Source organism: Nocardioides sp. LHD-245, assembly GCF_030929495.1.
Lineage (GTDB): Bacteria > Actinomycetota > Actinomycetes > Propionibacteriales > Nocardioidaceae > Nocardioides.
Window position 1 is genome coordinate 14,524 of the sequence record NZ_JAVFWN010000010.1, and the last position, 23,294, is coordinate 37,817.

The 23,294-nt window shown below is 71.6% G+C and carries 19 protein-coding genes; 1 reads left to right on the forward strand and 18 read right to left on the reverse strand.

The annotated features are described in order from the left end of the window. Nucleotides 1-2 precede the first annotated feature (2 nt). The 5 genes from RB608_RS15080 to RB608_RS15100 form a co-directional block, all read right to left on the reverse strand. Nucleotides 3-1,073, reverse strand: a complete 1,071-nt coding sequence (locus tag RB608_RS15080) for a thiamine pyrophosphate-dependent dehydrogenase E1 component subunit alpha (protein WP_308088819.1) — start codon at nucleotides 1,071-1,073, stop codon at nucleotides 3-5. Between the two features lie 158 nt (nucleotides 1,074-1,231). Beyond that, nucleotides 1,232-2,140, reverse strand: a complete 909-nt coding sequence (locus tag RB608_RS15085) for an ABC transporter permease (protein ID WP_308088820.1) — start codon at nucleotides 2,138-2,140, stop codon at nucleotides 1,232-1,234. A gap of 1 nt (nucleotide 2,141) precedes the next feature. After that, entirely contained in the window at nucleotides 2,142-3,398 is a 1,257-nt protein-coding gene (locus tag RB608_RS15090) for a hypothetical protein (RefSeq protein ID WP_308088822.1), read from the reverse strand. Continuing rightward, nucleotides 3,395-4,984 carry an ABC transporter ATP-binding protein gene (locus RB608_RS15095; RefSeq protein WP_308088823.1) on the reverse strand — a complete coding sequence of 530 codons (1,590 nt, stop codon included), beginning with the start codon at nucleotides 4,982-4,984 and terminating at the stop codon, nucleotides 3,395-3,397. The genes RB608_RS15090 and RB608_RS15095 overlap by 4 nt, the downstream gene beginning before the upstream one ends. 7 nt (nucleotides 4,985-4,991) lie before the next feature. Then, nucleotides 4,992-6,143 (reverse strand): BMP family ABC transporter substrate-binding protein, encoded by a 1,152-nt coding sequence (locus RB608_RS15100; protein ID WP_308088824.1) that lies wholly within the window; start codon nucleotides 6,141-6,143, stop codon nucleotides 4,992-4,994. A 170-nt stretch (nucleotides 6,144-6,313) separates the two neighbouring features. Here RB608_RS15100 and RB608_RS15105 point away from each other — a divergent pair, with 170 nt between their 5' ends. Next, nucleotides 6,314-7,789, forward strand: coding sequence for an aldehyde dehydrogenase family protein (locus RB608_RS15105; protein ID WP_308088825.1), 1,476 nt, complete (start codon nucleotides 6,314-6,316; stop codon nucleotides 7,787-7,789). 612 nt (nucleotides 7,790-8,401) lie between these two features. Here RB608_RS15105 and RB608_RS15110 read toward each other — a convergent pair. From RB608_RS15110 to RB608_RS15170, 13 genes are all read right to left on the reverse strand, one after another. After that, nucleotides 8,402-9,403, reverse strand: a complete 1,002-nt coding sequence (locus RB608_RS15110; RefSeq protein WP_308088826.1) for an ABC transporter substrate-binding protein — start codon at nucleotides 9,401-9,403, stop codon at nucleotides 8,402-8,404. A gap of 98 nt (nucleotides 9,404-9,501) precedes the next feature. Beyond that, the gene (locus RB608_RS15115; protein WP_308088827.1) at nucleotides 9,502-10,281 is read right to left on the reverse strand and encodes an ABC transporter ATP-binding protein; all 780 of its coding nucleotides are present in this window, start codon (nucleotides 10,279-10,281) and stop codon (nucleotides 9,502-9,504) included. Between the two features lie 28 nt (nucleotides 10,282-10,309). After that, entirely contained in the window at nucleotides 10,310-11,170 is an 861-nt protein-coding gene (locus RB608_RS15120) for an ABC transporter permease subunit (protein ID WP_308088828.1), read from the reverse strand. Next, the gene (locus tag RB608_RS15125) at nucleotides 11,163-11,969 is read right to left on the reverse strand and encodes an ABC transporter permease subunit (protein ID WP_308088829.1); all 807 of its coding nucleotides are present in this window, start codon (nucleotides 11,967-11,969) and stop codon (nucleotides 11,163-11,165) included. The genes RB608_RS15120 and RB608_RS15125 overlap by 8 nt, the downstream gene beginning before the upstream one ends. A 217-nt stretch (nucleotides 11,970-12,186) precedes the next feature. Continuing rightward, on the reverse strand, nucleotides 12,187-13,659 hold the full coding sequence (locus tag RB608_RS15130) for an amidohydrolase family protein (protein ID WP_308088832.1): 1,473 nt from the start codon (nucleotides 13,657-13,659) through the stop codon (nucleotides 12,187-12,189). Next, complete coding sequence (locus RB608_RS15135) at nucleotides 13,656-14,258, reverse strand: thiamine pyrophosphate-dependent enzyme (protein WP_308088833.1); 603 nt, start codon at nucleotides 14,256-14,258, stop codon at nucleotides 13,656-13,658. The genes RB608_RS15130 and RB608_RS15135 overlap by 4 nt, the downstream gene beginning before the upstream one ends. Beyond that, nucleotides 14,255-14,779, reverse strand: coding sequence for a thiamine pyrophosphate-binding protein (locus RB608_RS15140; protein WP_308088835.1), 525 nt, complete (start codon nucleotides 14,777-14,779; stop codon nucleotides 14,255-14,257). The genes RB608_RS15135 and RB608_RS15140 overlap by 4 nt, the downstream gene beginning before the upstream one ends. Then, on the reverse strand, nucleotides 14,776-18,171 hold the full coding sequence (locus tag RB608_RS15145) for a molybdopterin cofactor-binding domain-containing protein (protein WP_308088836.1): 3,396 nt from the start codon (nucleotides 18,169-18,171) through the stop codon (nucleotides 14,776-14,778). Before RB608_RS15145 ends, RB608_RS15140 begins: the two co-directional genes overlap by 4 nt. Continuing rightward, on the reverse strand, nucleotides 18,168-18,644 hold the full coding sequence (locus RB608_RS15150; RefSeq protein ID WP_308088837.1) for a 2Fe-2S iron-sulfur cluster-binding protein: 477 nt from the start codon (nucleotides 18,642-18,644) through the stop codon (nucleotides 18,168-18,170). Before RB608_RS15150 ends, RB608_RS15145 begins: the two co-directional genes overlap by 4 nt. Next, on the reverse strand, nucleotides 18,637-19,272 hold the full coding sequence (locus RB608_RS15155; RefSeq protein ID WP_308088839.1) for an isochorismatase family cysteine hydrolase: 636 nt from the start codon (nucleotides 19,270-19,272) through the stop codon (nucleotides 18,637-18,639). The genes RB608_RS15150 and RB608_RS15155 overlap by 8 nt, the downstream gene beginning before the upstream one ends. Then, a complete protein-coding gene (locus RB608_RS15160) occupies nucleotides 19,262-20,656 on the reverse strand; it encodes an amidohydrolase family protein (RefSeq protein ID WP_308088840.1) in 1,395 nt (464 codons plus the stop codon). Before RB608_RS15160 ends, RB608_RS15155 begins: the two co-directional genes overlap by 11 nt. Before the next feature lie 219 nt (nucleotides 20,657-20,875). Beyond that, nucleotides 20,876-22,114 carry a M20/M25/M40 family metallo-hydrolase gene (locus tag RB608_RS15165; RefSeq protein WP_308088842.1) on the reverse strand — a complete coding sequence of 413 codons (1,239 nt, stop codon included), beginning with the start codon at nucleotides 22,112-22,114 and terminating at the stop codon, nucleotides 20,876-20,878. Then, entirely contained in the window at nucleotides 22,078-23,286 is a 1,209-nt protein-coding gene (locus tag RB608_RS15170; RefSeq protein ID WP_308088843.1) for a Dabb family protein, read from the reverse strand. Before RB608_RS15170 ends, RB608_RS15165 begins: the two co-directional genes overlap by 37 nt. Nucleotides 23,287-23,294: the final 8 nt, after the last annotated feature.

The window sequence follows — 23,294 nt, forward strand, 5'->3', positions numbered from 1 at the left end:
GCTCAGACCTCCTGCATCTGACGCCAGGCCTCGCGCTGAGCGTCGAAGCGGGCGAAGGGTTCGGCGTACACGTGGTCGAACAGCGCACCGGACGTCGCCGCCGGGGTGCTCTGGGCGACACCGAGAGCTCGGTCGACCTCGTCCGCACACCTGTGCCGGATGGCCTCGTACCCGTCGTCGTCCAGCGAACCGGTGCTGCGCAGGTAGGCCTCGACCCGCTCGACGGGGTCGGTGCCGGCCCAGGCCTCGTGGTCGGCGGCGGTGACGTACTTGGTCGGGTCATCGGCGGTGTTGTGGGCACCGGCACGCCAGGTCAGGGACTCGATGAGAGTCGGACCGTCACCGGCCCGCGCTCGCTCGACGGCCTCGGTCATCACGGCGTTGACCGCGAGCAGGTCGTTCCCGTCGACGTAGGCACCATGGATGCCGTAGCCGGCGGCGCGGTCGGCGAAGGTGCGGGCCGCGGTCTGCTTGGCGCGCGGGGTCGAGATGGCCCACCCGTTGTTCTGCAGGAAGAAGACGACCGGGGCCTTCGCGACACCGGCGAGGTTGAGGGACTCGTGGAAGTCTCCCTCGGAGGAGGCGCCGTCGCCGACGAACGTGGCGACGACGCCGTCGGTCCGCTGCCGCTGGAGCCCCCAGGCGACGCCGACGGCCTGGGGCAGCTGCGCGGCGAGCGAGATCTGGATCGGGAGGATGCGCACGTGGTCGGGAATGACGCATCCGCCCGGGTGGCCCATGAAGTACAGAGCGAAGTTCTCGAGCGGCATTCCGTGCCGGAGGATGGCGGGCAGCTCGCGGTACTGCGGCGCGATCCAGTCACGAGCCGGGTCGAGCGCCGACGCAGCGCCGACGACGGAGGCCTCCTGGCCACGGACCGACGAGAACGTCCCGAACCGGCCCTGCCGCTGAAGGCTCGTCGCCTTCTCGTCGAACGTCCGGGTCAGCAGCATCCACTCGAACGACTCCAGGATCTCGGCGGCGCTCATCTGCGTCTCACCCAGCAGCTCACCGGCCGTGTCCAGCAGACGGAACGGCTCGACCGCTTCGTGCGGCGGCGTGAATCTCGTCATGCATGCACTGTTGCATGCATAGCTGGATGTAGGCAACAGATTCGTCGAAGTTTGTCTGTGCCGCCACGACGGCCCCGTCGGAACTCCCGAGACGCACAAGGAGGGGGAGCCGCCCCAACGGGCGACTCCCCCTCCTTCGGTCTGTCGGTGCGCGCGCTCTACCTCGCGGGCGCGAACGGCTGTCCCAGCGCCAGCGGGCGTTTGGACCGGGCGCCGAGGAGGGCGAGCGACACCAACGCCAGCAGGTACGGCGTGGCCGCGAGCAGCTGCGGCGACACGCCGTACCCGATCGCGGGCAGGGCCAGCTGCAGGCCCTGGGCGATGCCGAACACGGCGCAGGCGCCGATCACGCCGCGCAGCATCCAACCGCCGAAGATGACGGCCGCGATCACGATGTAGCCGCGCCCCGCGGTCATGCCGGAGGTGAAGGAGCCGGACTGGAAGACCGACAGGTACGCACCGCCGACCCCGGAGCACAGGCCGCAGAAGAGCAGGGCCTGGCGGCGACGGGCGTTGACGTCGATGCCGGTCAGGTCACCGGCGACGGGGTCGTCACCGGCCGCGCGGAGCTCGAGGCCGACGCGGCGGCGACGGACCCACCAGATGACGAACAGCAACGGCAGCAGCAGATAGACCACCCAGGGCTGCACGAAGAACGCCTTGCCGATGATCGGCAGGTCGGACAGCAGCGGGATCCGCCAGGCCGAGCTGCCGGGGATGTCGAGCATCGTCGTGGACAGCAGGTAGTTGGTCACGCCGAGCACCAGCACGTTGAGCGAGAGGCCCACGACGTAGGTGTTCAGCTGCAGCCGGTGGCTCAGGTTGCCGTGCACGAAGGCGACGGCCAGTCCGGCGAGCATGCCGCACAGCAGCCCGACGACGGGCGAGCCCGACGCCGAGGCGCCGTACGCCGCGGCGAACGCGGAGCCGAGCATCATCCCCTCGACCGAGAGGTTGAAGGTGCCGGCCCGCTGGGCGACGTACTCGCCCAGCCCGGCGAAGAGCAGCGGCACCATCAGCGGCACCGACGCGGTCAGGATCGTCTCGAGATCCGTCGTCAGGTTCATCTCAGGCCTCCACGGAACGGCGGATCCGGCGGCGGCGCACGGCCGCGAGCAGGACGGGGGGACAGAGCAGGGCGACCACGATGGCGGCGGTGATGACGTTGACGATGTCGACGGGGATGCCGTCGCCGCCGAGGAGGCCGCCACCGGCGACCATCGCACCGAACACCAGGGCGAGCAGGACGCTCACAGCGGCGTTGGTCCGGGCGGCGAGGGCGATGAGCAGGCCGCTCCACCCGATCGAGCTGGAGACACCGGGGTTGAGCTGGAAGCTCTGGCCCATCAGGATGGCCGCGCCCGCGGCGCCGGCGAAGGCGCCGGACGCCGCCACGGCCAGCGAACCCAGCCGCGGTGCGCTGATGCCGATCGTGCCCGCGACAGCCGGGTTCTGGCCCAGGATCCGCAGCCGGTAGCCGGCGTGGGCGGAGGCGAGGAACCACGCGACCAGGACGGCGGCGACGAGCGCCAGCACGAACGCGAGCGGTACGTCGACGCCGAGGATGTGGATCGTCGGGAGCATCGCCTTCTCCGGGACGCGCGGCGACTGGGACGCCGTGCCTCCGCCCAGGACACCGTCGCCGTCGTCGTGCAGCGGACCGTCGCCGCTGATCAGCGCGGTGAGGAGCTGCTCGGCGAGGAACACCAGGAGCAGCGAGCTGACCACGATGTCGACGCCGCGACCGAACTTCAGCAGCGCGGCGAGCAGTGCCCAGCCCGCGCCGGCCAGCGCGGCGCCGGCGAAGGCCAGCACGATGGTGACCGGGCCGGACGCGTCGACGTGGAAGACCACGAAGCCGGCGCCGATCGCGCCGAGGGTGACCTGGCCCTCCTGGCCGATGTTGAACTGGCCGGCGCGCATGCAGATCACCGCACCGACGGCGACGAGGAGCAGCGGCGCGGCCGCCGTGAGCATGTAGCCGAGGGAGATGCTGCTGCCAATGCTGCCCTCGAACAGGTTGCCGAGGATGACGCCCGGGTCGTGCCCGGTCGCCCAGCCGAGCACCAGCCCGACCCCGATGCCCAGCGAGAGGAAGGTCAGGAAGGCGAGGACCTGCTCGGTCGCGGGCCGGGCTCCCGAGCGCAGCGAGCCGAGCAGGCCGCCCATCGCGGCATCGGGACCGCGCCGGGCGCCACCGCGCGGCGGCGGCGGTGTCGCGTCCTCCTGGACCGGCGACTCCGAGACGTCGGTGCTCAGAACGGGGTCCTCGGGGGCCTGTTCGGGGGAGCGGAGCGGAGGAGAAGAAGCTCCTGGGGTGTTCATGCGCTGACTCCTCCCATCAACAGACCGAGCTTCTCGGGGTCGGCCTCGGCACGGGCCAGCTCCCCCTGGATCCGGCCCCGGTAGATCACGGCGATGCGGTCGGAGAGCTGCATGATCTCGTTCAGGTCGGACGAGATGAGCAGCACGGCCACGCCGGCGGCGGCCGCCTGGCGCATCCGCTCGTGCAGGTCGGCGACCGCACCGACGTCCAGGCCCCGGGTGGGCTGGGCGAGCACGAGGACCGCCGGTCCGGCGGACATCTCGCGGGCGAGCACCACCTTCTGCTGGTTGCCGCCCGACAGCGAGCGCATCGGCTGGTCGACCGAGGCGACGGCGATGTCGAACTCCTCGACCAGGCGCTCGGCCAGGCTGTGCAGCTTGCGCCGGGAGACGACACCCGCCCGCGAGAGCGACTTCAGGCCGGCGAGCGCCAGGTTGTCCGCGACGGACATGTCGAGGATGCAGCCGGACGTCTTCCGGTCCTCCGGTACGACGCCCACGCCGGCCCTGCGGGTCGAGCCCGGCCGACCGACCGGGACCCGCTGCCCGTGCACCCGGACCTCGCCGTCCTGCAGCGAGAGCGAGCCGGCGAGCAGCGCGGACAGCCACTGCTGGCCGTTGCCCTCGACACCGGCGACGCCGACGATCTCGCCCGCCCGGATCTCGAGGTCGAGCGCGTCGAGCGCGCGGGTGCCCTCGTGGGTCGCGGTGGCACCGACGATGCGCAGCACCGGCTCGGCGTCCCCCGGCCCCGCGGGCACCGGGGCCGGCCCGGCCGGCTCGGCCGCGACCGGCGCCGGGTCGGCGCCGATCGCGGCGGCCACGTCCGCCGTACCGGGCAGGTCGCGCCCGATCATGTGGCGGGCGAGCTCGGCCACCGGCGTCTCCGCGGGGATCACCCGCGAGACGACGCGACCGCCCCGCATCACCGTGGCGCGATGGGCGACCGCGGTGATCTCGGCCAGGTTGTGGCTGATCAGGACGACCGAGCAGCCGTCCTGGTCGACCAGCCGGCGCAGCATGGTGAACAGCGAGCGGGACTCCTGCCGGGTGAGGACCGCCGTCGGCTCGTCGAGGACGAGCAGCCGCGGGCGGTCGATCAGGCAGGTGACCAGCTCGACGCGCTGCTGCTCGCCGACGCTGAGGTCGCCGACCATGGCCCGCGGGGAGACCTCGAGGCCGAAGCGCTCGCTGACCTCCTCGATCTGCGCGATAGTGCGGTCCCGGTCGACCCGGCCCTCGCCACTGAGGACCACGTTCTCCCAGACCGACAGCGTCGGGATGAGGCTGTAGTGCTGGTGCACCATCCGTACGCCGAGGGCGCGGGCCACGTTCGGATCGCGGATGACCGCCGGCTCACCCGCCAGGGTCACCTCTCCGCGTTCCGGGCGGACCAGCCCGAGGAGGATGTTCATCAGGGTCGACTTGCCGGCGCCGTTCTGGCCCAGCAGACCGTGGATCTCCCCCGGCGCGACCTCGAAGTCGACGTCGAAGCAGGCCGGGACCCCGTTGAAGTGCTTGGTGATGCCGGCCATGCGGAGCGCCGGCGCCACCGTCTCCACCTCCGGTCGGGAAGCTGCAGTCATCGTCGGATCAGGACGCGCCGGCCATGCCGAACAGGTCGATCTTGCCGGCATTGACATCCGCCTGCGCCTGCTCGATCGCCTGGCTCATGGCGTCCTTGCCGTCGCCCGCGCTGTCACACGCGTGGACAGCGGGGACCGGGTCCACGCCGAGGCGCCAGTTGCGGGTCACGCCGAGCTCGAGCTTGCCCTCGGCGAAGAGGTCGAGCATCGGGGCCAGGTAGTAGCCCGGAGCGAAGACGACCTCACCGATGAAGTCGGCGTCACCGGAGGCGCAGAAGATCTTCGGCGAGCCGAGGACCGGGATGCCGGCCTCCTTCGCCTTCTTGGCGACCGCGACGGTGGGGGCGCCGAAGTAGGGGTAGACCGCGCCGATGCCCTGGGACGCCTGGGCGTTGAAGCCCTCGACCGCCTTGCCGACGTCGATCTGGTCGCCCGTGTAGGTCTCCACGACCTCGGCGTCGGGCACCTGGGCCTTCACGCCCTCGGAGAACACCTTGCCGATCGTGGTGTTGAACGGAGCCGCGATGCCGGACAGGAAGCCGGTCTTCTTGATGTCGTTGGCCTTCATGTACGCACCCATGGCGATGCCCGCGACGTACGCGTAGTCGAGACCGACGTCGTAGGACTGCGTGAAGGTCTCGTCCTGCTCCGGCGAGCCGTAGCCGCCCTGGAGGTAGAAGAAGGTGTCCTTGCACAGCGGGTTGGACGCCGCGGTGACGCCCTGGGCGAGCTGGGCGTCGCTGATCACGATCAGGTCGACCTTCTGGCGACACAGGTTCTCCGCCGCGGTGACCGCCTGGGTCAGCGGCACCAGGCCCTGGACCGTGTACTCCCAGTCGTTCTTGTCCGCGGCGTAGGCCACCGCGTCGGCGGTGCTCTGGTAGTACGTGCCGTCGTTGGTGTCGCCCGAGGTGATCACGCCGATGGACACCTTGCCGTCACCGTTCTGGTCCGGCTGACCCTTCGGGACGGCGCCCTCGCCCGCCCACTGGGGCGCGGTCGCCGTACCGGGCTCGCCGATCGCCTCCCCGCGCGCGACCGCGAACGGGTCGGGACCGTCGAAGCCCTTCTGCTTCTTCGGCTCGTCGCTGGAGCCGCAGCCGGCCAGCGCGAGCATGGCGACAGCGACAACCGCCGCTGAGAACTTCTGGATTCGCATGTTTCTCCGCCCTCGATCCATCCGAGTAGTGCGTGACTGTGCGGGTCGTTCCGACCTGGTCCGAGTGCCTGCCGGCCGAGCCCCGGGAACTGCGCCAGCATGCACCAGCCCGTCTCGCAATGCAACACATCATCTTGACTATTGTTATCGGCGAGTCGGACGATCTGTAGGTGACCACGGACGCGAAGACCCCCGCAGCAGCCGCTCCGAGCGGCGATCACCTCGGCACGTTCATCGGCGGGAGCTGGCTCGAACGAAGCTCCGCGTTCCCCTCCGTCGACCCCGCGACCGGCGAGACCTTCGGCCGGATCGCGGCGAGCGAGGTCGCCGACGTCGACCGCGCCGTCTCCGCCGCGCGCGCGGCCGCGCGCGACTGGTCCCGGACGTCCCCCTCCGAGCGCGGCGCGATCCTGGGCCGGTGGGCGGGTCTCGTCTTCCAGCACCAGCACCGGCTGGCCGCGCTCGAGGCGCGCAACGTCGGCAAGCCGCTCTCCGGCGGGCTCCTGAACGTCCAGATCGCGGGCTCGATCCTGCAGTTCACCTCGGGTGGCGCGGACAAGTTGACCGGCGCGACGCTGCCGACCCGCTCCCCCGACTACTTCGGCTTCACCCGTCGCGAGCCGCACGGCGTGTGCGCGATCGTGCTGCCCTGGAACGTCCCGGCGGTCCTCTGCGCCGCCAACCTGGCGCCGGCGCTCGCCGCGGGCAACACCGTGGTCCTGAAGCCGTCGGAGGTCGCCCCGCTGGTGATCCACGCGCTCGTCGAGCTCGCCGAGGAGGCCGGTCTGCCCGCCGGTGTCCTCAACGTCCTCACCGGCATCGGCGTCGAGCTCGGCGCCACGCTGGTCAGCCACCCCGGCATCGACCACATCAGCTTCGTCGGCTCCGTCGCGACCGGCCGCCTCGTCATGCAGGCCGCCGCCCAGAACCTGATCCCGATCAAGGTCGAGCTCGGCGGCAAGTCGCCGAACGTCGTCTTCGCGGACGCCGACCTGGAGGTCGCCGTCCCCGCGATCGTCCGTTCGATCACCGAGAACGCCGGCCAGAACTGCAACGCCGGCTCGCGCCTGCTCGTCGAGACGGGGATCGCCGACGAGGTCCGCTCGCGGGTGCTCGCCGCGATGGGCGAGATCCGGATCGGCGCCTGGGACGACGACCTCGACATGGGCCCGCTGGTGAACCAGGCCCAGCACGCCCGGGTGAGCGGCCTCGTCGAGGGCGCCCTCGGCGACGGCGTCGAGCTCCTCCTCGGCGGCACCCGCCCGGAGGGCCGCGACTCCGGCAACTTCCTCTCCCCCACCGTGCTCGAGGTGACCGACCGCAACGCCCCGATCGTCGGCCAGGAGATCTTCGGCCCGGTCCTGACCGTCGAGACCTTCACCGGCGACGACGACGCCATCGCCCTGGCCAACGGCACCGACTTCGGCCTGCTCGCCTGCATCTGGACCCAGGACGTCTCGCGCGCGCTGCGCATGTCCGCCGAGATCGGCGCCGGCCAGATCTCGGTCAACCAGTTCTCCGACGCGGGCGTGATCGGCATGCCGTTCAACATGGCCAAGCAGAGCGGCTTCTCCGCGGGCAACGGCTACCGCGGGCTCTACGAGTTCACGCGCGAGAAGGCCGTCGCGGTCAAGCTGCTGGGCTGACGCCCGCCACGATCCACAGCTCCGCAGAATCGGTTGTGACCACGTCACGCCCGAACTACATTGAAAGCGTCGGCGGCATTGGCCGCCGGAAGCGGTGAGCGTAGGAGGTCTCCGAGACGTCAGCACCCCACACGGGGCAGTCTCCTCAGTCGGCTTCTAGCCTTGCTGGCCCACCATCAGCCCCGGGATCTCCCGGGGCTGATCACTTTCAGCCGGTACCGAACCTGCCGTGGTCGATCGTCACGGGCTTCACGGCGGCCCGGTAGCGTCCGCCGCGGCCGTGCGCCCACGCGAGGATGTCCGGCAACGACAACAGCAGATCCGACTTGCCGCCTCCCGACGAATGTGTCCGAGGCGAGCCTGATCGACCACGACCGCACACGGCAGGTGGTCCCGTCGCATGGACTCGTCGACGAACGCCGTCCGGCCCACGCGCGTACCCCCGATCTGCGCCGTGGCCGGGCGCCGTCCGGCACGGCCACCGCCACGAGTATGAGCGGAAGCGGGCCTGGCGCCTGCGCGTCATCCACAGGCGAAGGACCGCCCCCGCTCACACGCTGCACGCGCGACGAGAGCAACCGGTCCTCCCGGCCATCAGGGCCGGGTGCACCGCTACTTCGTCGTCACGTACGACGGCACGAAGTCCTCGGGCGACGGCGGGTCGTCGAGCCGGTCCTGGCCCACGAGGATCTCGCCCATCCGCTCGAGGGCGCCGGTGTCGACGCGCGCCTCGTAGATGTTCTCAGGCAGCGTCTTCAGCACGGCCGCGTCCTGCTTGCACTGGGCGGAGGCGAGCTTGAAGCGCTCGTCATCGTTGGCCGGGTCGTTGAAGGCCTCGTTGGTCTCGATCAGCGCGTCCTGGAAGGCCTTGAGGTCCTTCTCCCGCTCCTTCGCCTCCTTGCCGGTGGCGACGTAGCCGGCGAAGACCAGGTTGCTGCCCTCGCCCGCGACGACATAGGGGTCGCCGAGGCTGACCAGGCCGAGCTCCGGGTCGACGTTCTGGGCCGGGACCTGGGCGGCGGCGACCTTGCCGGAGGCGACCGCGGAGGCGAGCTCGTTGAAGGGCAGGGCGACGAACTTGACCGTGCTCGGGTCGCCGCCCTCGAGCTTCATCCACTGGCTCGAGGCGATCTGGTTGATGCCGCCGACCTCGTTGACGCCGATGGTCTTGCCGTTCAGGTCGGCAGCGCCGGTGATCCCCGCGTCCTTGGCCACGACCATGGCATTGGCGGCATCCGCCTCGACGCTGGTGGTCTCGTAGGCGGTGGCGATCCACTTGAGGTCCAGGCCCTGGTCGATGGCGATCATCGTCGAGAACGGGTTGGCGAAGGCCAGGTCGATGTCGCCGCTCTGCAGCGCCGTCAGCGCCGCGGCGCCGCCGGTCGACTTCACCAGCTCGACGTCCACGCCGTGATCGGCGAACAGGCCCTTCTCCTGGGCCCAGTAGACGACCTCGTTGCACAGGCCCAGCGTGGTGACCCGCAGGCTGCCGCCGTCGGCACCGGCGTCGTCGTCCGACGAGCCGCACGCCGCCAGCGTCGTACTGAGGCCGAGTCCGAGGACGCCGGCGACCGCCAGCCGGCGGCGCAGGGGTGATGCATGACGAGCTCTCATGGCGCGCCCTTTCGTGGGGAGGGATTCGTTGGGAGGGGAGGGGACATCGCCCCGCGACGGTGCCGCGGGCGAGCTGGAGGGACGACGATCGGCCGGGCTCAGGTCGTGGCCGGGGTGTCGGGCCGCATCACCAGACGGAACACCTCGCTGCGGAGCTTGGCGAACCGGGCGTCGAGCTTGGTCTCGACCTGGTCCCGCGGGCGGGGCAGGTCGACCGTCAGGTCGGCGGCGATCCGACCGGGGTTGGCCGCCAGGACGACGATCCGGTCGGCCATGTAGACCGACTCGTCGATGTCGTGGGTCACGAACGCCACCGTCACGTCGTACTCGTGGCGGACCCGGAGGACGAGGTCCTCGAGATCGGCGCGGGTCTGGGCGTCGACGGCGGCGAAGGGCTCGTCCATCAGCATCACGGTGGGCTCGGTGACCAGTGCCCGGGCAATCGCCACCCGCTGCTGCATGCCACCGGACATCTGCCAGGGGTACATCTCCCCCTTGCCGGCCAGGCCGACGGACTCGAGCGCATGCTCGACCCGGGACCGCTGCTCCTCCTTGCCGAGCCGGGAGGCGGTCAGCGCGGTGGTGAGATTGCGGCGCACGCTCATCCACGGGAACAGCGATCGGCTGTAGTCCTGGAAGACGACGGAGAGTCCCGCCGGCGGGCCGGTGACGGGCTCGTCCCCGAGCCGGATCTCCCCACTGGTCGGCCTGAGCAGGCCGGCCATCATCATGAGCAGCGTCGACTTGCCGCAGCCCGAGGGCCCGACGATGCTGACGAACTCCTGGGACCGGACGGTCAGCGAGGTCTCGGTGAGCACCTCACGGGCCTCGGCCCCGCGGCCGTAGGACTTGCTGACACGGTCGACGACGACATTCATCGGTTCACTCCCTGTGGGTGCCGGCGGGTCACAGTGCGTCGAGACCGGAGCGACGCTGCCAGCGCAGCAGCCGGGTCTCGATCCTGCCGAAGGCCAGGTTGAGGACGATCCCGATCAGGCCGATCAGGACGAAGGCGGACCACATGTCGAGGTAGCGGAAGCTCGACTGGGCCACCACGATCTGGAAGCCGAGGCCCTCGGTGGTGGCGTAGAGCTCCGAGATCACCATGAGGATCAGCCCGATCCCGAGGCTCACCCGCAGGCCGGCGAGGATCTGCGGCGCGGCGGCCGGCACGATCACCCGGAGGTAGAGCACCCACCGCGGGACCCGGAGGCTGCGGGCACTGCGCAGCCACATCGGGTCGACACCGGCGACGCCGTCCGCCGTGTTGATCATGACCACCCAGACACTGCCCAGGAAGATCAGGAAGACGTTCATGTTGCTGGCGACGCCGAAGATCTGGACCGCGATCGGCAGCAGCACGGTGTTGGGGATGGCGGCGAAGAAGCGGACGACCGGACCGTACATCTGGGCGATCACCCGGCTCCGGCCGAGCACCACGCCGCATCCGATCCCGACCACGACCGCCAGGCCCCAGCCGCGGGCGAAGCGCGACAGGCTGGTCGTCACCTCGCTCCAGAACAGGTCCGAGAGGAAGAGGTGCGAGGCGGGTCCCCCGAGCCAGACGTCGCCGAAGTTCTGGAGGATCCGCGAGATCGGCGGCACGAACAGCGACCCGCTGACCCGGCCGTAGATCTCCCAGAGGACCAGCACGAGCGCCAGGAGCCAGAGGTTGCCCACCCCCGATGCGGTACGCCGCAGCGCGATCGCCGCCCGGTTCGGGCGCATCGTCGCCCCGGTGATCCGGCTCGTCGTCCGGCTAGTCATGGTGCACCCACCTCACGAGCCGGCGCTCGGCGCGGACCAGCGCGGAGAAGAGCAGGGCACCCGCGGTGCCGAGCAGCAGGACGCCGGCGTAGACGACCTCGGGGCGCGAGGCCTGCGTGTACTGGACGAGGACCGTGCCGACGCCGTACCGCGCGCCGAGGAGCTCGGTCGAGATCACCACGACGAGGGCGATGCCGACGGCGACCCGGACACCGGTGAGGATCGAGGGCAGCGCGCTCGGCAGCGTCACCAGCGCCTGCTGACGCCACCAGCCCCAGCGCAGCGAGCGGGCGACGTCGCGACGCATCGGCTCGGTGGTGGCGACGCCGTAGATGGTGTTGATGAGGATCGGCCACACCACGGCGTAGAGGGCGATGGAGACCTTCATCTCCATGCCCAGACCGAAGATGAGCACCCCGATCGGGATCAGCGCGGTGGCCGGCACCGACCTGAAGGTGTTGACCACGACCATCGTCGGCCGCTGCAGGAAGGCGAAGCTGCTGGCGACCAGGCCCACGGCCACCGCCACGAGCGAGCCGACCACGACGGTGATCGCCGTCGCCGCGGCGCTGTCCGCGGCCCCGGCGAGGAAGTCCTGGTCGCCGAGGATCGTGGGCAGCGCCCGCAGCACCGACCACGGGCCGGGCAGCGACGAGCGTGGGACGACGTCCAGGGAGCCGAGCAGCTGCCAGAGCAGCAGCAGGCTCACCACCCCCGTCACCCCCAGCGCGACCGGGCCGGCCCGGCCGCCCCAGTCGGCCCGATCCGGGCCGCGGACGGCTGCGTGGTCGGTCTGCATCGGACCCCCTGGCGAGGACGGCGATCTGTCGGGTGACGTGACCCCAGTCACGTTCTGACGAACGTAGGGCGTCCCGGACGCCATGTCAACATGCAAGCCGACATCTCGCATAGCAATATGCTCGCGAGGTCGGGGGGCACGAAGGATCGCGCGGCGGAACCGCTGTAACACGCCGACCCAGCGACGTGGACGGCGTGTTACGGCGCGGCGCGTGGCCTCAGTGGCAGACGCCGGTGCCCCCACCGACGGCGGCCTCGACCTGCTCCAGGACCGGCCGGACCTCCTCGAACCGGGCGAGTCGATCGGGGAGCGTCGTCCAGATCCGGGTGGCGATCTCCCGGGCCTCGGCGCGGATCGCGGCCTCGTCGATGCCCGGGAACGCACGGTCGACGAGCACCGGCTCGCCCGCCACGTAGACGCTGCGGACCGCGGAGCCGAGCTCGGCGTAGGCCAGCTGATGGCGCAGCTGCTCGGCCGGGGCCGGCCAGACGTAGTCGGTGTCGATGACGGTCAGGTCGGCCTGGGCGCCGACCGCGAGACGGCCGACGTCCGCGCCGAGGGCGGCGGCACCGCTGGTCCAGCACATGCCGAGGCCGTCGTTCGCGGTCGGCCAGGTCTCGGGCGGCCCCTGCACACGATGCAGGATCGTGGAGAGCTTGAGCGTCTCGAACATGTTCTGCGTGTCGTTGCTCGACGCGCCGTCGGAGCCGATGGCGACCTTCGCGCCGGCCTTGAGCAACGCCGGCACCGGCGCGACGCCCGCGCCCAGCTTGAGGTTGCTCGCCGGGTTGTGGACGGCGACCGCGTCGGTCTGCGCGAACAGCTCGATCTCCTCGGGGCTCAGCCAGATCGCGTGCGCGAACGACGCCCAGTCCTGCAGGGCGTCGAGCTTCGCGAGGAACTCCACCGTCGAGACGCCGTAGCGCTGCTGCGCCATCCGGATCTGCGACTGCGCCGAGAGCAGGTGCGTCTGCATCCGCACGCCACGGGTGCGCGCGGTGTCGACGCTCGCCTCGAACAGCTCGGTCGAGCAGCGCGGCAGGGACGACGGACCGAGCAGCGGCTGCAGCAGTGGCGACCTCCCCTGCCAGCGGTCGACGAACCGGTTCGCCGCCGCCAGGACGACGTCGGGGTCGGCGACGGGTGGCTTGCGCAGCTCGGCGCCGCCCGGCACCAGGTCGACCGGGATCGAGGAGAAGAAGTCGAGATCGGAGTACTGGACCGCCACGTTGGCGCGGAGGCCGAGATCGGCGTAGGCCTGCATGATCGCGTCCATGCCGTCGTCGACCCACTCGTTGTCCGAGCGGGCGCAGTCGAGCACGGAGGTCGCGCCGCTGCGGACCATCTCGATCGCACCGACCATCGCGGAGACATAGAGGTCGCGCGGCGAGAGCCGGGCCCCGGCGCCGCCGTACGACGCCACGACCATCCACGCGTCGAGCGGGAGCGCGTCGCACAGGCCCTTCTCGATGGTCTGGTTGGAGTGCGTGTGCGCGTTGACCAGGCCCGGGATGAGCAGGTCGCCGCCGAGGTCGACCGAGGCGACCGAGGCGTCGCCGGCTGCGAGCCGGCGGTCGGCGGCGCCGGGGCCGAGGTCGGCGATCACGCCGTCCACGACCACCACGTCGCCGAGCTCACCACCGTGCTCGAGGTCCAGCAGCCGGGCGTTGCGCAGCAGCCTTGTCGTCATCCTTCGTCACCCTTCGATCGTTCCCAGTTCGCCAGTGCCGTCCGGAACTCCCGCTGCGCCTCTGCGCCCGAGAGCTCGCCCGGCCCGCCGTACGGCGAGGGCTCCGGGTCGACCTCGACGACGAGCATCGCCGGTCCGGGTGCTGCCCCGAGCAGCTCGCCGAGCAGCTCCGGGAGCTGGTCGGCGGATGTGTCGCGCGCGACCGTGCGTGCGAACGGCCAACCGGCCCCGCGCGCGATCGCGGCCAGGTCGGCGGAGGCGCCGGCCGCGAGCGGCTGGCCCCCGCCGGTCTCGTACCGGCCGTTGTTGAAGACGACGACGCGCAGGTTCGCGGGCGACGCGTCGGCGATGGCGAGCAGCGAGCCGAGGTTCATCACCAGGTCGCCGTCGCCCTCGAGCAGGACGAAGTCCAGGTCCGGCCGGGCCAGGGCGGCACCGAGCGCGAGGCCGGGCGCCGCGCCCATCGGGTCGGACGCGTAGAAGGTGGGATTGGGCCCGCCGTGGTCGCGCCAGGCGCGGCCGGCGGTGCCGAGGCTCGCGACGACGACATGGCCGGGCGCGGCGGTGGCGATCGCGCCCGCGACGTCGGCGCGCCTCACGCAGGCTCCCCGAGCAGCGCGCGACGGGAGCAGAGCAGCACGACGGGGCGCCGCAGCAGCCACGCCTGCTCGCTCGCCTTCTCGAACAGCCAGTCGTCGGCGGGACCGTCGACGTGGTGCACGGTCAGGCCGGCGGCGGCGGCCACGCCGGCGGTCACCTGGCCCTTGTACATCTGGTAGTAGAAGCCATCCTCGGCGCCGCCGCGGGCCGCGGCCACGACGACCAGCGGCAGCTCGTGGTGGTGCGCGAACGCCGCCAGCACGTTGGCCGAGAGCAGCACGCCCGCGTTCTGGCACAGCACGGCCGAGCGCAGGCCCATCAGAGCCGCGCCGCCGGCGATCGCCACCGCGTCGTCCTCCCGCGTCACCCGGACGTCGAGGATGCTCGGGTCGGCGACGACCTCGCCGATCAGCGGGCTGAGCCAGCTGTCCGGCAGGTACGCCGCGAGGCCGACGCCGCCGGCCTTCAGTCGGTCGACGATCGCCGTGCTCCGCGTGGTCGCGGTATCGACGTCAGTCATCGCCACTCCTCATCTCGGGTTCTGCCGAGCAGCAGCTGCTCGGTCGCTTGGCGGGCCAGGCCGACGGCGGCGTCGAGCTTCCATCGGTTCCCCGGCAGGGGGTGGGCCTCCCACGAGAGGTCCTGGTCGAGGACGGCGGCCACCGCGTCCGCCGTGGGGACGGTGCCGGCCAGTGCGCGCGTGAGCCGGGGCGGCTGCCACGGCTTCGGCGCGAGCCCGCCGAAGACGTAGCGCGCGGCGGTCCAGCGACGGTCGTCGCCGATGCTCGCGGAGGCCGCGAGCGAGACGAGCGCGAAGTCGCCGTCCCACTGCTGGAGCTTGACGAAGGCGCCCCGTGCCGACAGCGCGGACGCCGGCAGCACGATCGCCTCGACCAGCTCACCGGTGCGCAGGTCCAGCTCGCCGGGACCGGCGTACAGACCGGTGATCGACACGCGCCGGCTGCCGGACGGCCCGGTCAGCACGACCTCGGCGCCGAGCGCGTCGAAGACGGTGGCGAGGTCCGAGGGCGTGACCGCCTGGCAGCGGTGGCCGCCGATCGCGGCGTGGTGCAGCCGGTGGTCGCCCTCGACGGCATAGCAGGGGCAGCTGACGCCGCCGCGCTTGTAGCAGTCGAAGCCGTTGCGGAAGAACCAGCAACGCTTCTCCTGACCGAGATTGCCCGCCACGGTCGCGACCTCGCGGATCTGCGCGGACGCGATCGTCGCGACGGCCTCGGCCACCATCGGCACCCGCGTCCCGGCCCAGGACGCGAGCTCGGCGAGCGTCACCGCGGCGCCGATCCGCCAGGCGCCACCGGGCTCCTCGTCGATCGCGCGCATCGAGGCGATGGCGCCGGTGCCGACCAGCACGGTCGGGAACAGCAGCTCCTGGTCGCGCTGGACGAGCACGTCGGTGCCACCGCCGATCACCGTCGCGTCGGGCGAGGCGAGCTCGGCCACGGCCTCGGCGACCGTCGCCGGGAGGGCGACCCGCTCGACCGCCCGCGGCGTACGACGGCGCGCGAAGCGCGTCCCCCAGCGGTCGAGCAGCAGGTGGATGCCGTAGGGGTACAGCGCGCGGAAGAGCCCGATCTGCCAGCGCCCCGGGCGCCGGGCCAGGTGGTGCTGGCGCGGGGTGACGCCGTCGCGCTCCTGCAGGGCAGCGAGGACGACGTCCGGCGTCAGCGGCAGCTCGCGGAAGCGGATGCCGGTCGCGTCGTAGACCGCGTTGAGCAGGGCCGGTGCGGCCGGGATGAGCGCGATCTCGCCGACGCTCTTGGCGTTGAAGGGGCCCGCGGGCTCGGGGCCCTCGACGAGAGCGACGTCGATCGACGGCACCGTCGTGGCGCGCGGCAGCGGGTAGTGGACGTAGCCGGCGTTGACCAGGCGGCCGCCCTCGTAGTGGAGCTTCTCCCCCAGCGCCGCGCCCAGGCCCTGCACCGCGCCGCCGATGATCTGGCCCTCGACCAGTGCGGGGTTGATCGCCTTGCCGATGTCGTGGACCGCCGCATAGTGCAGCACCCGGATCACACCGGTGCCCGGGTCGACCTCGACCTCGATCGCGTGCGCCGCATAGGCATAGGTGGCCGAGATGTTGGGCCGCTCGATGCCGGTCCAGTAGGGCTGCATCTTCGGCTCGACGTACTCGGTGTCGATGCGCAGCGCCCCGTCGGCGGACTCGTCGGCGAGGTCGACCAGGTCGGCGATCGCGACCCGGTCGGCGTCGGACACGACGTCGCCGTCGGCCAGCGTGACGTCCTCGGTGCCCAGCTTCTCGGCACCGAGCTCGCACAACCGGGCGGCCATGGCCTCGGCGCTCTGCCGGACGGCGTGCCCGCCCATGTGCGTGCCGCGCGAGGACCACGCGCCCATGTCGGGCGGGGTCTCGTCCCAGTCGGCCATGATCACGCCGACCCGGTCCATCGGTACGCCGAGCACGTCGGCCGCGATCTGGCCGAGGATCGTGCGCTGACCGGTGCCCGCGTCGGCACCGCCGAAGCGGACCACGACCTCGCCCGTCGTACGGACCTCGACGCCCGCGGCGCTGGTGTTGCCGCCGGGGTAGGCGTAGGAGCCGCTCGCGTGCATGCCCGACGAGACGCCGACACCCCGGTAGGGGCGGCGCTCCGGACCCCTCTTGGCGTCCCAGCCGATCCGGTCGCGGACCTGGGCGAGGCACTCGCGCAGCCGGTTGGATCCGACCTGCGAGCCGGAGAGCTGCGTGGTGTCGGGCAGGCCGGAGTTGCTGATCCGGAAGTCGATGGGGTCCTGGCCGCACTTCTCGGCGAGCTCGTCCATCAGCGTCTCGAGGCCGATCGCGGTCTGCGGCTGGCCGTAGCCGCGGAACTGGCCGCCGGGCACCAGGTTGGTGTCGACGAGGCGGGCGTCCCAGCGCACCGCGTCGGGGCGGTACATCGAGCCGAGCTGCTTGATGCCCGCGCGCATGACCGACGGGCCGTAGTGGTTGTAGGCGCCGTTGTCGACGTCGATGACGGCGTCGAGGAGGCAGAGCCGGCCGTCGGCGTCGGCGGCTGCAGTGAGCTTCGTCGTGAAGGCGTGCCGCGGCTTGGTGAACGCGAACTCCTCGGCCCGGCTGAGCTCGAGGAGCACCGGGCGCCCGCACTTCATCGACAGCGCGGCGGCGAGCGCCTCGTGCTCGGAGATCTTGGACTTCGAGCCGAAGCCGCCGCCCACGGAGACGTCGCGGCACACCACCTGGTCGAGGTCGAGCCCGAACAGGGCGGCGAGCTCGTGCACGACGAAGTGCGGCGCCTGGCTGGAGGTCCACATCTCCAGGCGCTCGTCGTGCCACCAGGCGATGGTGGTGTTGGGCTCCATGCAGGCGTGGTTGACGCGCGGGTAGCGGAAGGTGCCTTCGGCGGAGACGACGGCGTTCGTCTCGGCGAGGTCGATGTCACCCCAGTGCTCGGCGGTCGCGACGGCGACATTGGGACCCGCCTCGCGCCGGTGCAGCTGAGGGGCGCCGGGGGCGAGCGCGTCGGGGACGGTCAGCACGGCCTTGCGCCGGCGGTAGCGGACCACGATCCGGCGGATCGCCTCGTCGGCCGCCGTGGCCGAGTCGGCGGCGACGGCGGCGACCTCGTGGCCGACGTACAGGACCCGGTCGACGGCCAGCGGCGGGCGATCGGAGTAGGGGCCGCCGCTGTGCTCGTAGAGCCGGCCCGCGGGGAAGTCGGCGGCGGTGACGACGGCGTGGACTCCGGGCACGCGCAGCGCGGCAGAGACGTCGAGGTGCTTGATCTCGGCGTGCGGCAGCGGGGAGCGCAGGACGCGGGCGACCAGGGTGCCCGAGGGCGGCTCGTCGGCGGCGTACCGCGCCGTGCCGGAGGTCTTCTCCTCCCAGTCCAGCGGACGCACGGACTGCCCGATGGCGCCGGCACCGTGACTCATCGCGCGGCCTCCCGGGAACACTGCCGGGTCTGCGCGACGGCGCAGACGGCATCGACGATCTGGCGGTAGCCGGTGCAGCGGCAGAGGTTGCCCGACATCTCGCGGACGACCTCGTCACGGCTCCGGTCGACGGACTCGCGCAGCACGGCCTCGGCGCGGACCACCTGGCCGGGCGTGCAGAAGCCGCACTGGAAGGCGGCATGGTCGGCGAAGGCGGCTCGTAGGTCGGCGGCGGCATCGCCGAGGCCGGCCGCGGTGGTGACCTCATCGGTCACCAGCGCGGCCAGCATCGTGCAGGACATCACCGCGCGGTCGCCGACCAGCACGGTGCAGGCGCCGCACTCGCCGCGGCCACAGGCCTGCTTGGCGGCGAAGCTCCCGGAGGCCCGGAGGACGTCGAGCAACGTCTCCCCGGGCGCCCCGGCCGGGACGACGTCGCCGTCGACCCGCAGCGCGGCGCCAGGCTCAGCCATCGAGGGCGGCGGTCAACCCAGGAAGGTCGGTGACGACGCCGTGGAAGCGCTCGATGCTCGCCAGGGTCGCGGCGTGCGCTGCGTCGTCGGAGTCGGCCACGCACTCGGCGGGGACGACGACGTCGAAGTCCCGTGCGTAGGCGTCGCGGATGGTGGAGTCGACGCAGAAGCTGGTCGTCGTACCGAGCACGACCAGGACCTGCACGTCCTTCATCCGCAGCTCGACCTCGAGCGTGGTCTGGAAGAAGGCGCTCGACCGGTGCTTGACCACGATCTCGTCGCGGTCCTCCTTGATCGCCTTCATCTCGTCCAGCAGCTCGGCGTCCCAGGTCCCGCGGCGGCACAGCTCGAGCTTGACGCCCCGGCGCTCCAGATGCGACGGAATGCGGCGGCGGCCGCGCAGCACGTCGTCGTCGTAGTGGACCTGCTGGGTGAACCAGACCGGGATGTCCAGGCGGTGCGCCAGGTCGACCGTCTTCGTGACGTTCGGGATGATGTCCTGCGGGTTCTTCACCGCGGCGGCGCCGAACGCCTGGCCTCGCGACCCCTCGGGGTGGCAGAAGCCGTTCTGCATGTCGACGACGAGCAGACCCACGTCCCGCGGGTCGAGCTTCACGTTAAGCGGCATGCCAGTTCCTCTCCTTGTCCTTGTCGGGTTCGGGCTTGACGACCACCTGGCCGCTGCCCGGCTGGGCCAGCACCTCGCCGTCCCGGTAGATCACGTCGCCGCGGCGCATCGTCAGCGTCGGCCAGCCACGCAGCGGCACTCCCTCGAAGGCGCTGACGAACTCGCTCTGGGTAACGTCGGGACCGACGACCTTCTCGGTCTCCATGTCGACGATCACGAGGTCGGCGTCGGCGCCGACCTGGATCGCGCCCTTCGTCGGCGCGAGGCCGAAGAGACGGGCGGGGTTGTAGGCCATCGTCTCGGCGACCTTCTCGATCGCGATCCGGCCCTTGAGCACGCCCTCGGTGAGGACGACAGGCAGCATGGTGGCGAGCCCGGCGAAGCCGGGCGCCTCCTCCCAGATGCCCTTGCCGGACTTGGGGATCGGCACGTGGTCGGACCCGATGGTCGAGATCCAGCCCTCGCGCAGACCCCGCCAGAGCTCGGCCTGGTGCTCGCTGTTGCGCAGGGCCGGGGCGACCTTGCCGACACCGGAGCCCGCGAGCCGCGCGTCGTCCGCGGTGAGCGCGAGGTAGTGCGGGCACGTCTCGAGGACGACGGTGCGCCCCTTGCGGCGCGACTCGGCGGCCGCGTCGACCGCCATGCCGACGGTCGTGTGCGGGACGTAGAGCGAGCACTCCTGCAGGTCGGCGAGCCAGATCGCGCGGAGCAGGTCCTGCTCCTCGACGAAGTCCGGCCGTGACGCGCTGTACGCCGCGAGGTCGTCGCCGCCGCTCTCCTTGACCTTGGCGGTGAGGTGGCACACGAGCGAGTCGTCCTCGCAGTGGACCATGCACCAGCCGTAGGGGCCGAGCTCGCGGATCTTCTCCATGGCGGCGTAGAGCACGGCGTCGTTGACCGAGACCAGGCCGATGGGGTTACCGGGCTCGTAGCCGCCCATGTAGAACTTGAAGCTCGTGACGCCGAACTCCTCGGCGTAGCGGGGGATCTCCTCCACCTGCTCCATCGACGAGATGATGAAGTGGAACTGGGTGTCGACCAGCATCCGGGTCTTCGCGGTCTCGAGCTCGGCCGGGAAGGTGTCGAAGAAGGTCGAGGGCGACCGGCGGTACTGCAGCACGGTCGTGATGCCGCCGACCGCGGCGCAGGCGGTCTCGGAGGCGAAGATCTCCGACAGCGGGCGGCCACCGCCCAGGTGCACGTGCGGGTCGACCAGACCCGGCAGCACGTACCTGCCCTGGGCATCGATCCGCTCGGCGGCCTCGGGAAGCACGCTCTCGTCGGCGACTGCGACGATCTGCCCGTCCTTGACGGCGACCGCCGCGTCGACCACGCCGCTCGGGCTGACGATCCGTCCGTTGGCGACGATGGTGTCGACGCGCATCTGGCCTCCCGTTCCCGCTCTCCTCGGAGAGCGATCTCGCCTCGCACGCACTGGCTGGAGATCTCGGGTGGCTGTCGGCCGCACACCCGGCGCACCGTGCGTCAGGGCTGTAATCGACTCCCCGGCCGGGAGGCGATGCCGTCGTCGCCGACTCTAGTGAGGCGGGACACACGCGTCAAGCATGCGTGATGACATCTTGCAATGCGATATCAACCGAACTCAGTGCTCGTGGTGGTGGCGGTGTCGTGGCGACCGCTGGTGCGGGTGGTGATCACCGGCGAGGAGGGCCGTGTAGAGCTCGCGGTAGCGCTCCAGCTCGGCGAGGTCCACGACGTCGCGCCGCGGGTCGGTGGTCGATCGTACGCTCTGCGGACCGACCCGGACGGTGTCGATCCCGTGCTCGCGCAACACGACGCCGTCGGTCGACCCGGTCCAGCCGGTGATCGGCGCGGGGGGCTCGCCGAAGACGTGCTCCCAGGCGTCCTGGGCGGCCCGTACGACGGGCGCGCGGGCCTCGGTGGCCTGTGCGCCGTGCAGCCACTCGACCTCGACCACGCAGCCACAGCCGGCCAGCGGGGTCGCCGCCAGCAGCGCGTGCAGGCAGGCGGTCAGCTCGGTCGCGAGCCGTGACGGGCGCTCACCGGGCACCGTGACGACGTACAGGTCGACGACGAGCTCGGCGGGCAGCAGGTCCGGCTTGTCCGGCCAGCCGGCGCGCAGGGCCCCCACCCCGACCTGGGCGCCGACCTGGCCGACCGGCGTACGGCTGGCGAGGTAGCGCTCGCGCCATCTCTCCACCGCGTCGAGGACGACGCCCGCGTGGCGCAGCACACCGCTCGGCGGGCTCGCCGAGTCGGGTGCGAGCGCGGCGCCGGAGGTGCCGGTGACCCGGACCTGGAGGTAGGCCGCGCCGGGCTCCTCCCAGAGCAGCCCACGGGGACCGCCCTTGGCCACGATCGCCGAGGGGATCTCGGGCGCCTCGGCGAGGAAGGCCCGGACGCCCTCGCCCCGGCCGCCGCGGCGGTGCGTGCCGCCGCCGGCGAGCAGGAGGGTGCCGCGGCCGGCGGCGACGAAGGCCGCCACCGCGGCCGCGGCCGGCGCCCGCGCGACGCCGAGCCCGAACCCCTCGGCCCGGCCGTCGGCGATCCGGAGTGGACCGACCGGGTCGTCGCGACCGGTGACGAGGGGGTCGGAGATCCCGTCCCCGTCGAGGGACGTGTCGAGGTGCGAGTAGAGCAGCGGTCCCGGCCCGGCGTGCGCGACCAGGTTGGCGCCTTCGGCGCCGTAGGGCTGCACGGTCCAGGTGATCGCGGGCCAGCGCTCACCGCACCACTGCACCAGCGCCGCGGCCGCGGGTCGCTCACGGCCGCGGGGCGCCGGCGTCCGGTCGAGCACCTGGAGGAGCTCGACGAGGTCGTCGCTCAGAAGCGTCCCCAGTCGTCGGACGCCGGCCGCCACACGTCGATATTGCGCGGGTCGGCGGGCATCTTCCGGGCCCGGTGCGTCTCGTGCTCCTCCGGGGTGAACACCCGGTGACTGTCGCAGAGCTCGAAGCGCGGACCGAACTTGGTGTCGTGCAGGTAGAACGCGATGGACGTCGACGCCGAGTGGTTGACGATGTCCGAGGCGATCGGCGCGCCCTTGTAGAGCGCCCGCGCCCGCATCCGCATGACGTGGTCGAGGCTCTTCATCGCGAAGCAGAGGTGCGCGACGTAGTGCTCGTCGTTCTTCTGGATCGCCAGGCTGTGGTGGTAGCGGTCCTCGCAGCGCAGGAAGGTCGCCGAGCCGACGATGTGGTCGGACGGGATGAAGCCCAGGACCTTGATGTAGAAGTCCAGCATCTCCTCGTACTTGGTGGTCGCGAGGAAGGGGTGGACCAGGTCGAGCGGGCGGATCTCGATGCTCGGCGGCTCGGCGTACTCCTGGAACTCGGTGAAGAGCTCCACGATCAGGCCCTCGGGGTCGGCGAGTGCGAAGCCGTTGTCGCACAGCGCCTGCTGGCGCTCCTGGAGCGGGAGGATCTCCTGGCCCGCGGCGATGGCGCGCTGCCTGATCTGCTCGAGCACCTCCTCGCTCTCGACACTGAAGCCGACCGCCGTGGTCCAGCCGTCGGTGCGCTCGGGGGCGCTGATCAGCTCGATCGCGTGGTGCTCGATGTCGGCCCGCAGGTAGGCGTACTCGTCGGTGTGCTGCTCCAATTGGAGACCGACGTGGTACTGCAGGAAGTCGATCGTCGCCTGCATGTCCGGAACCTCGATGCGGGCGTACTCCATGCCGAACGGCCCGCGTGGACGCTGCGTCACGCGTCCCTCCCTTCCCGCGTCGCCCTCGGGGCTCGCGAACTCGTAGGCGACGATCGCCTGGTCGGCGATCACCGGCCGCCACTTCTCGCGCACGAAGGTCTCGTGCGACTCACTGTTCAGGTAGGCGAGCAGGTCCTGCTCGTCGGGGAACTCCACCGACATCCCGTGGGAGTAGGTCTGGTCCCGGCTGCTGAGGTTCTCCCCCATCGACCAGTGCCGCATCGCGGGATAGCGCTCGGGGAAGGTCTCCAGCTCCGCCAGGATCGCCTGCCGGGTCCCCTCGGGGACCTCGTCGGCGAACCGGAAGAGCAGCGTGTGTCGGATCATCGGGCGCT

Excerpts from the sequence above, each read along its gene's own strand:
- RB608_RS15080 (WP_308088819.1), bottom strand. The coding sequence starts at position 1,073 with ATGACGAGATTCACGCCGCCGCACGAAGCGGTCGAGCCGTTCCGTCTG.
- RB608_RS15085 (WP_308088820.1), bottom strand. The coding sequence starts at position 2,140 with ATGAACCTGACGACGGATCTCGAGACGATCCTGACCGCGTCGGTGCCG.
- RB608_RS15090 (WP_308088822.1), bottom strand. The coding sequence starts at position 3,398 with ATGAACACCCCAGGAGCTTCTTCTCCTCCGCTCCGCTCCCCCGAACAG.
- RB608_RS15095 (WP_308088823.1), bottom strand. The coding sequence starts at position 4,984 with ATGACTGCAGCTTCCCGACCGGAGGTGGAGACGGTGGCGCCGGCGCTC.
- RB608_RS15100 (WP_308088824.1), bottom strand. The coding sequence starts at position 6,143 with ATGCGAATCCAGAAGTTCTCAGCGGCGGTTGTCGCTGTCGCCATGCTC.
- RB608_RS15110 (WP_308088826.1), bottom strand. The coding sequence starts at position 9,403 with ATGAGAGCTCGTCATGCATCACCCCTGCGCCGCCGGCTGGCGGTCGCC.
- RB608_RS15115 (WP_308088827.1), bottom strand. The coding sequence starts at position 10,281 with ATGAATGTCGTCGTCGACCGTGTCAGCAAGTCCTACGGCCGCGGGGCC.
- RB608_RS15120 (WP_308088828.1), bottom strand. The coding sequence starts at position 11,170 with ATGACTAGCCGGACGACGAGCCGGATCACCGGGGCGACGATGCGCCCG.
- RB608_RS15125 (WP_308088829.1), bottom strand. The coding sequence starts at position 11,969 with ATGCAGACCGACCACGCAGCCGTCCGCGGCCCGGATCGGGCCGACTGG.
- RB608_RS15130 (WP_308088832.1), bottom strand. The coding sequence starts at position 13,659 with ATGACGACAAGGCTGCTGCGCAACGCCCGGCTGCTGGACCTCGAGCAC.
- RB608_RS15140 (WP_308088835.1), bottom strand. The coding sequence starts at position 14,779 with ATGACTGACGTCGATACCGCGACCACGCGGAGCACGGCGATCGTCGAC.
- RB608_RS15145 (WP_308088836.1), bottom strand. The coding sequence starts at position 18,171 with ATGAGTCACGGTGCCGGCGCCATCGGGCAGTCCGTGCGTCCGCTGGAC.
- RB608_RS15150 (WP_308088837.1), bottom strand. The coding sequence starts at position 18,644 with ATGGCTGAGCCTGGCGCCGCGCTGCGGGTCGACGGCGACGTCGTCCCG.
- RB608_RS15155 (WP_308088839.1), bottom strand. The coding sequence starts at position 19,272 with ATGCCGCTTAACGTGAAGCTCGACCCGCGGGACGTGGGTCTGCTCGTC.
- RB608_RS15160 (WP_308088840.1), bottom strand. The coding sequence starts at position 20,656 with ATGCGCGTCGACACCATCGTCGCCAACGGACGGATCGTCAGCCCGAGC.
- RB608_RS15170 (WP_308088843.1), bottom strand. The coding sequence starts at position 23,286 with ATGATCCGACACACGCTGCTCTTCCGGTTCGCCGACGAGGTCCCCGAG.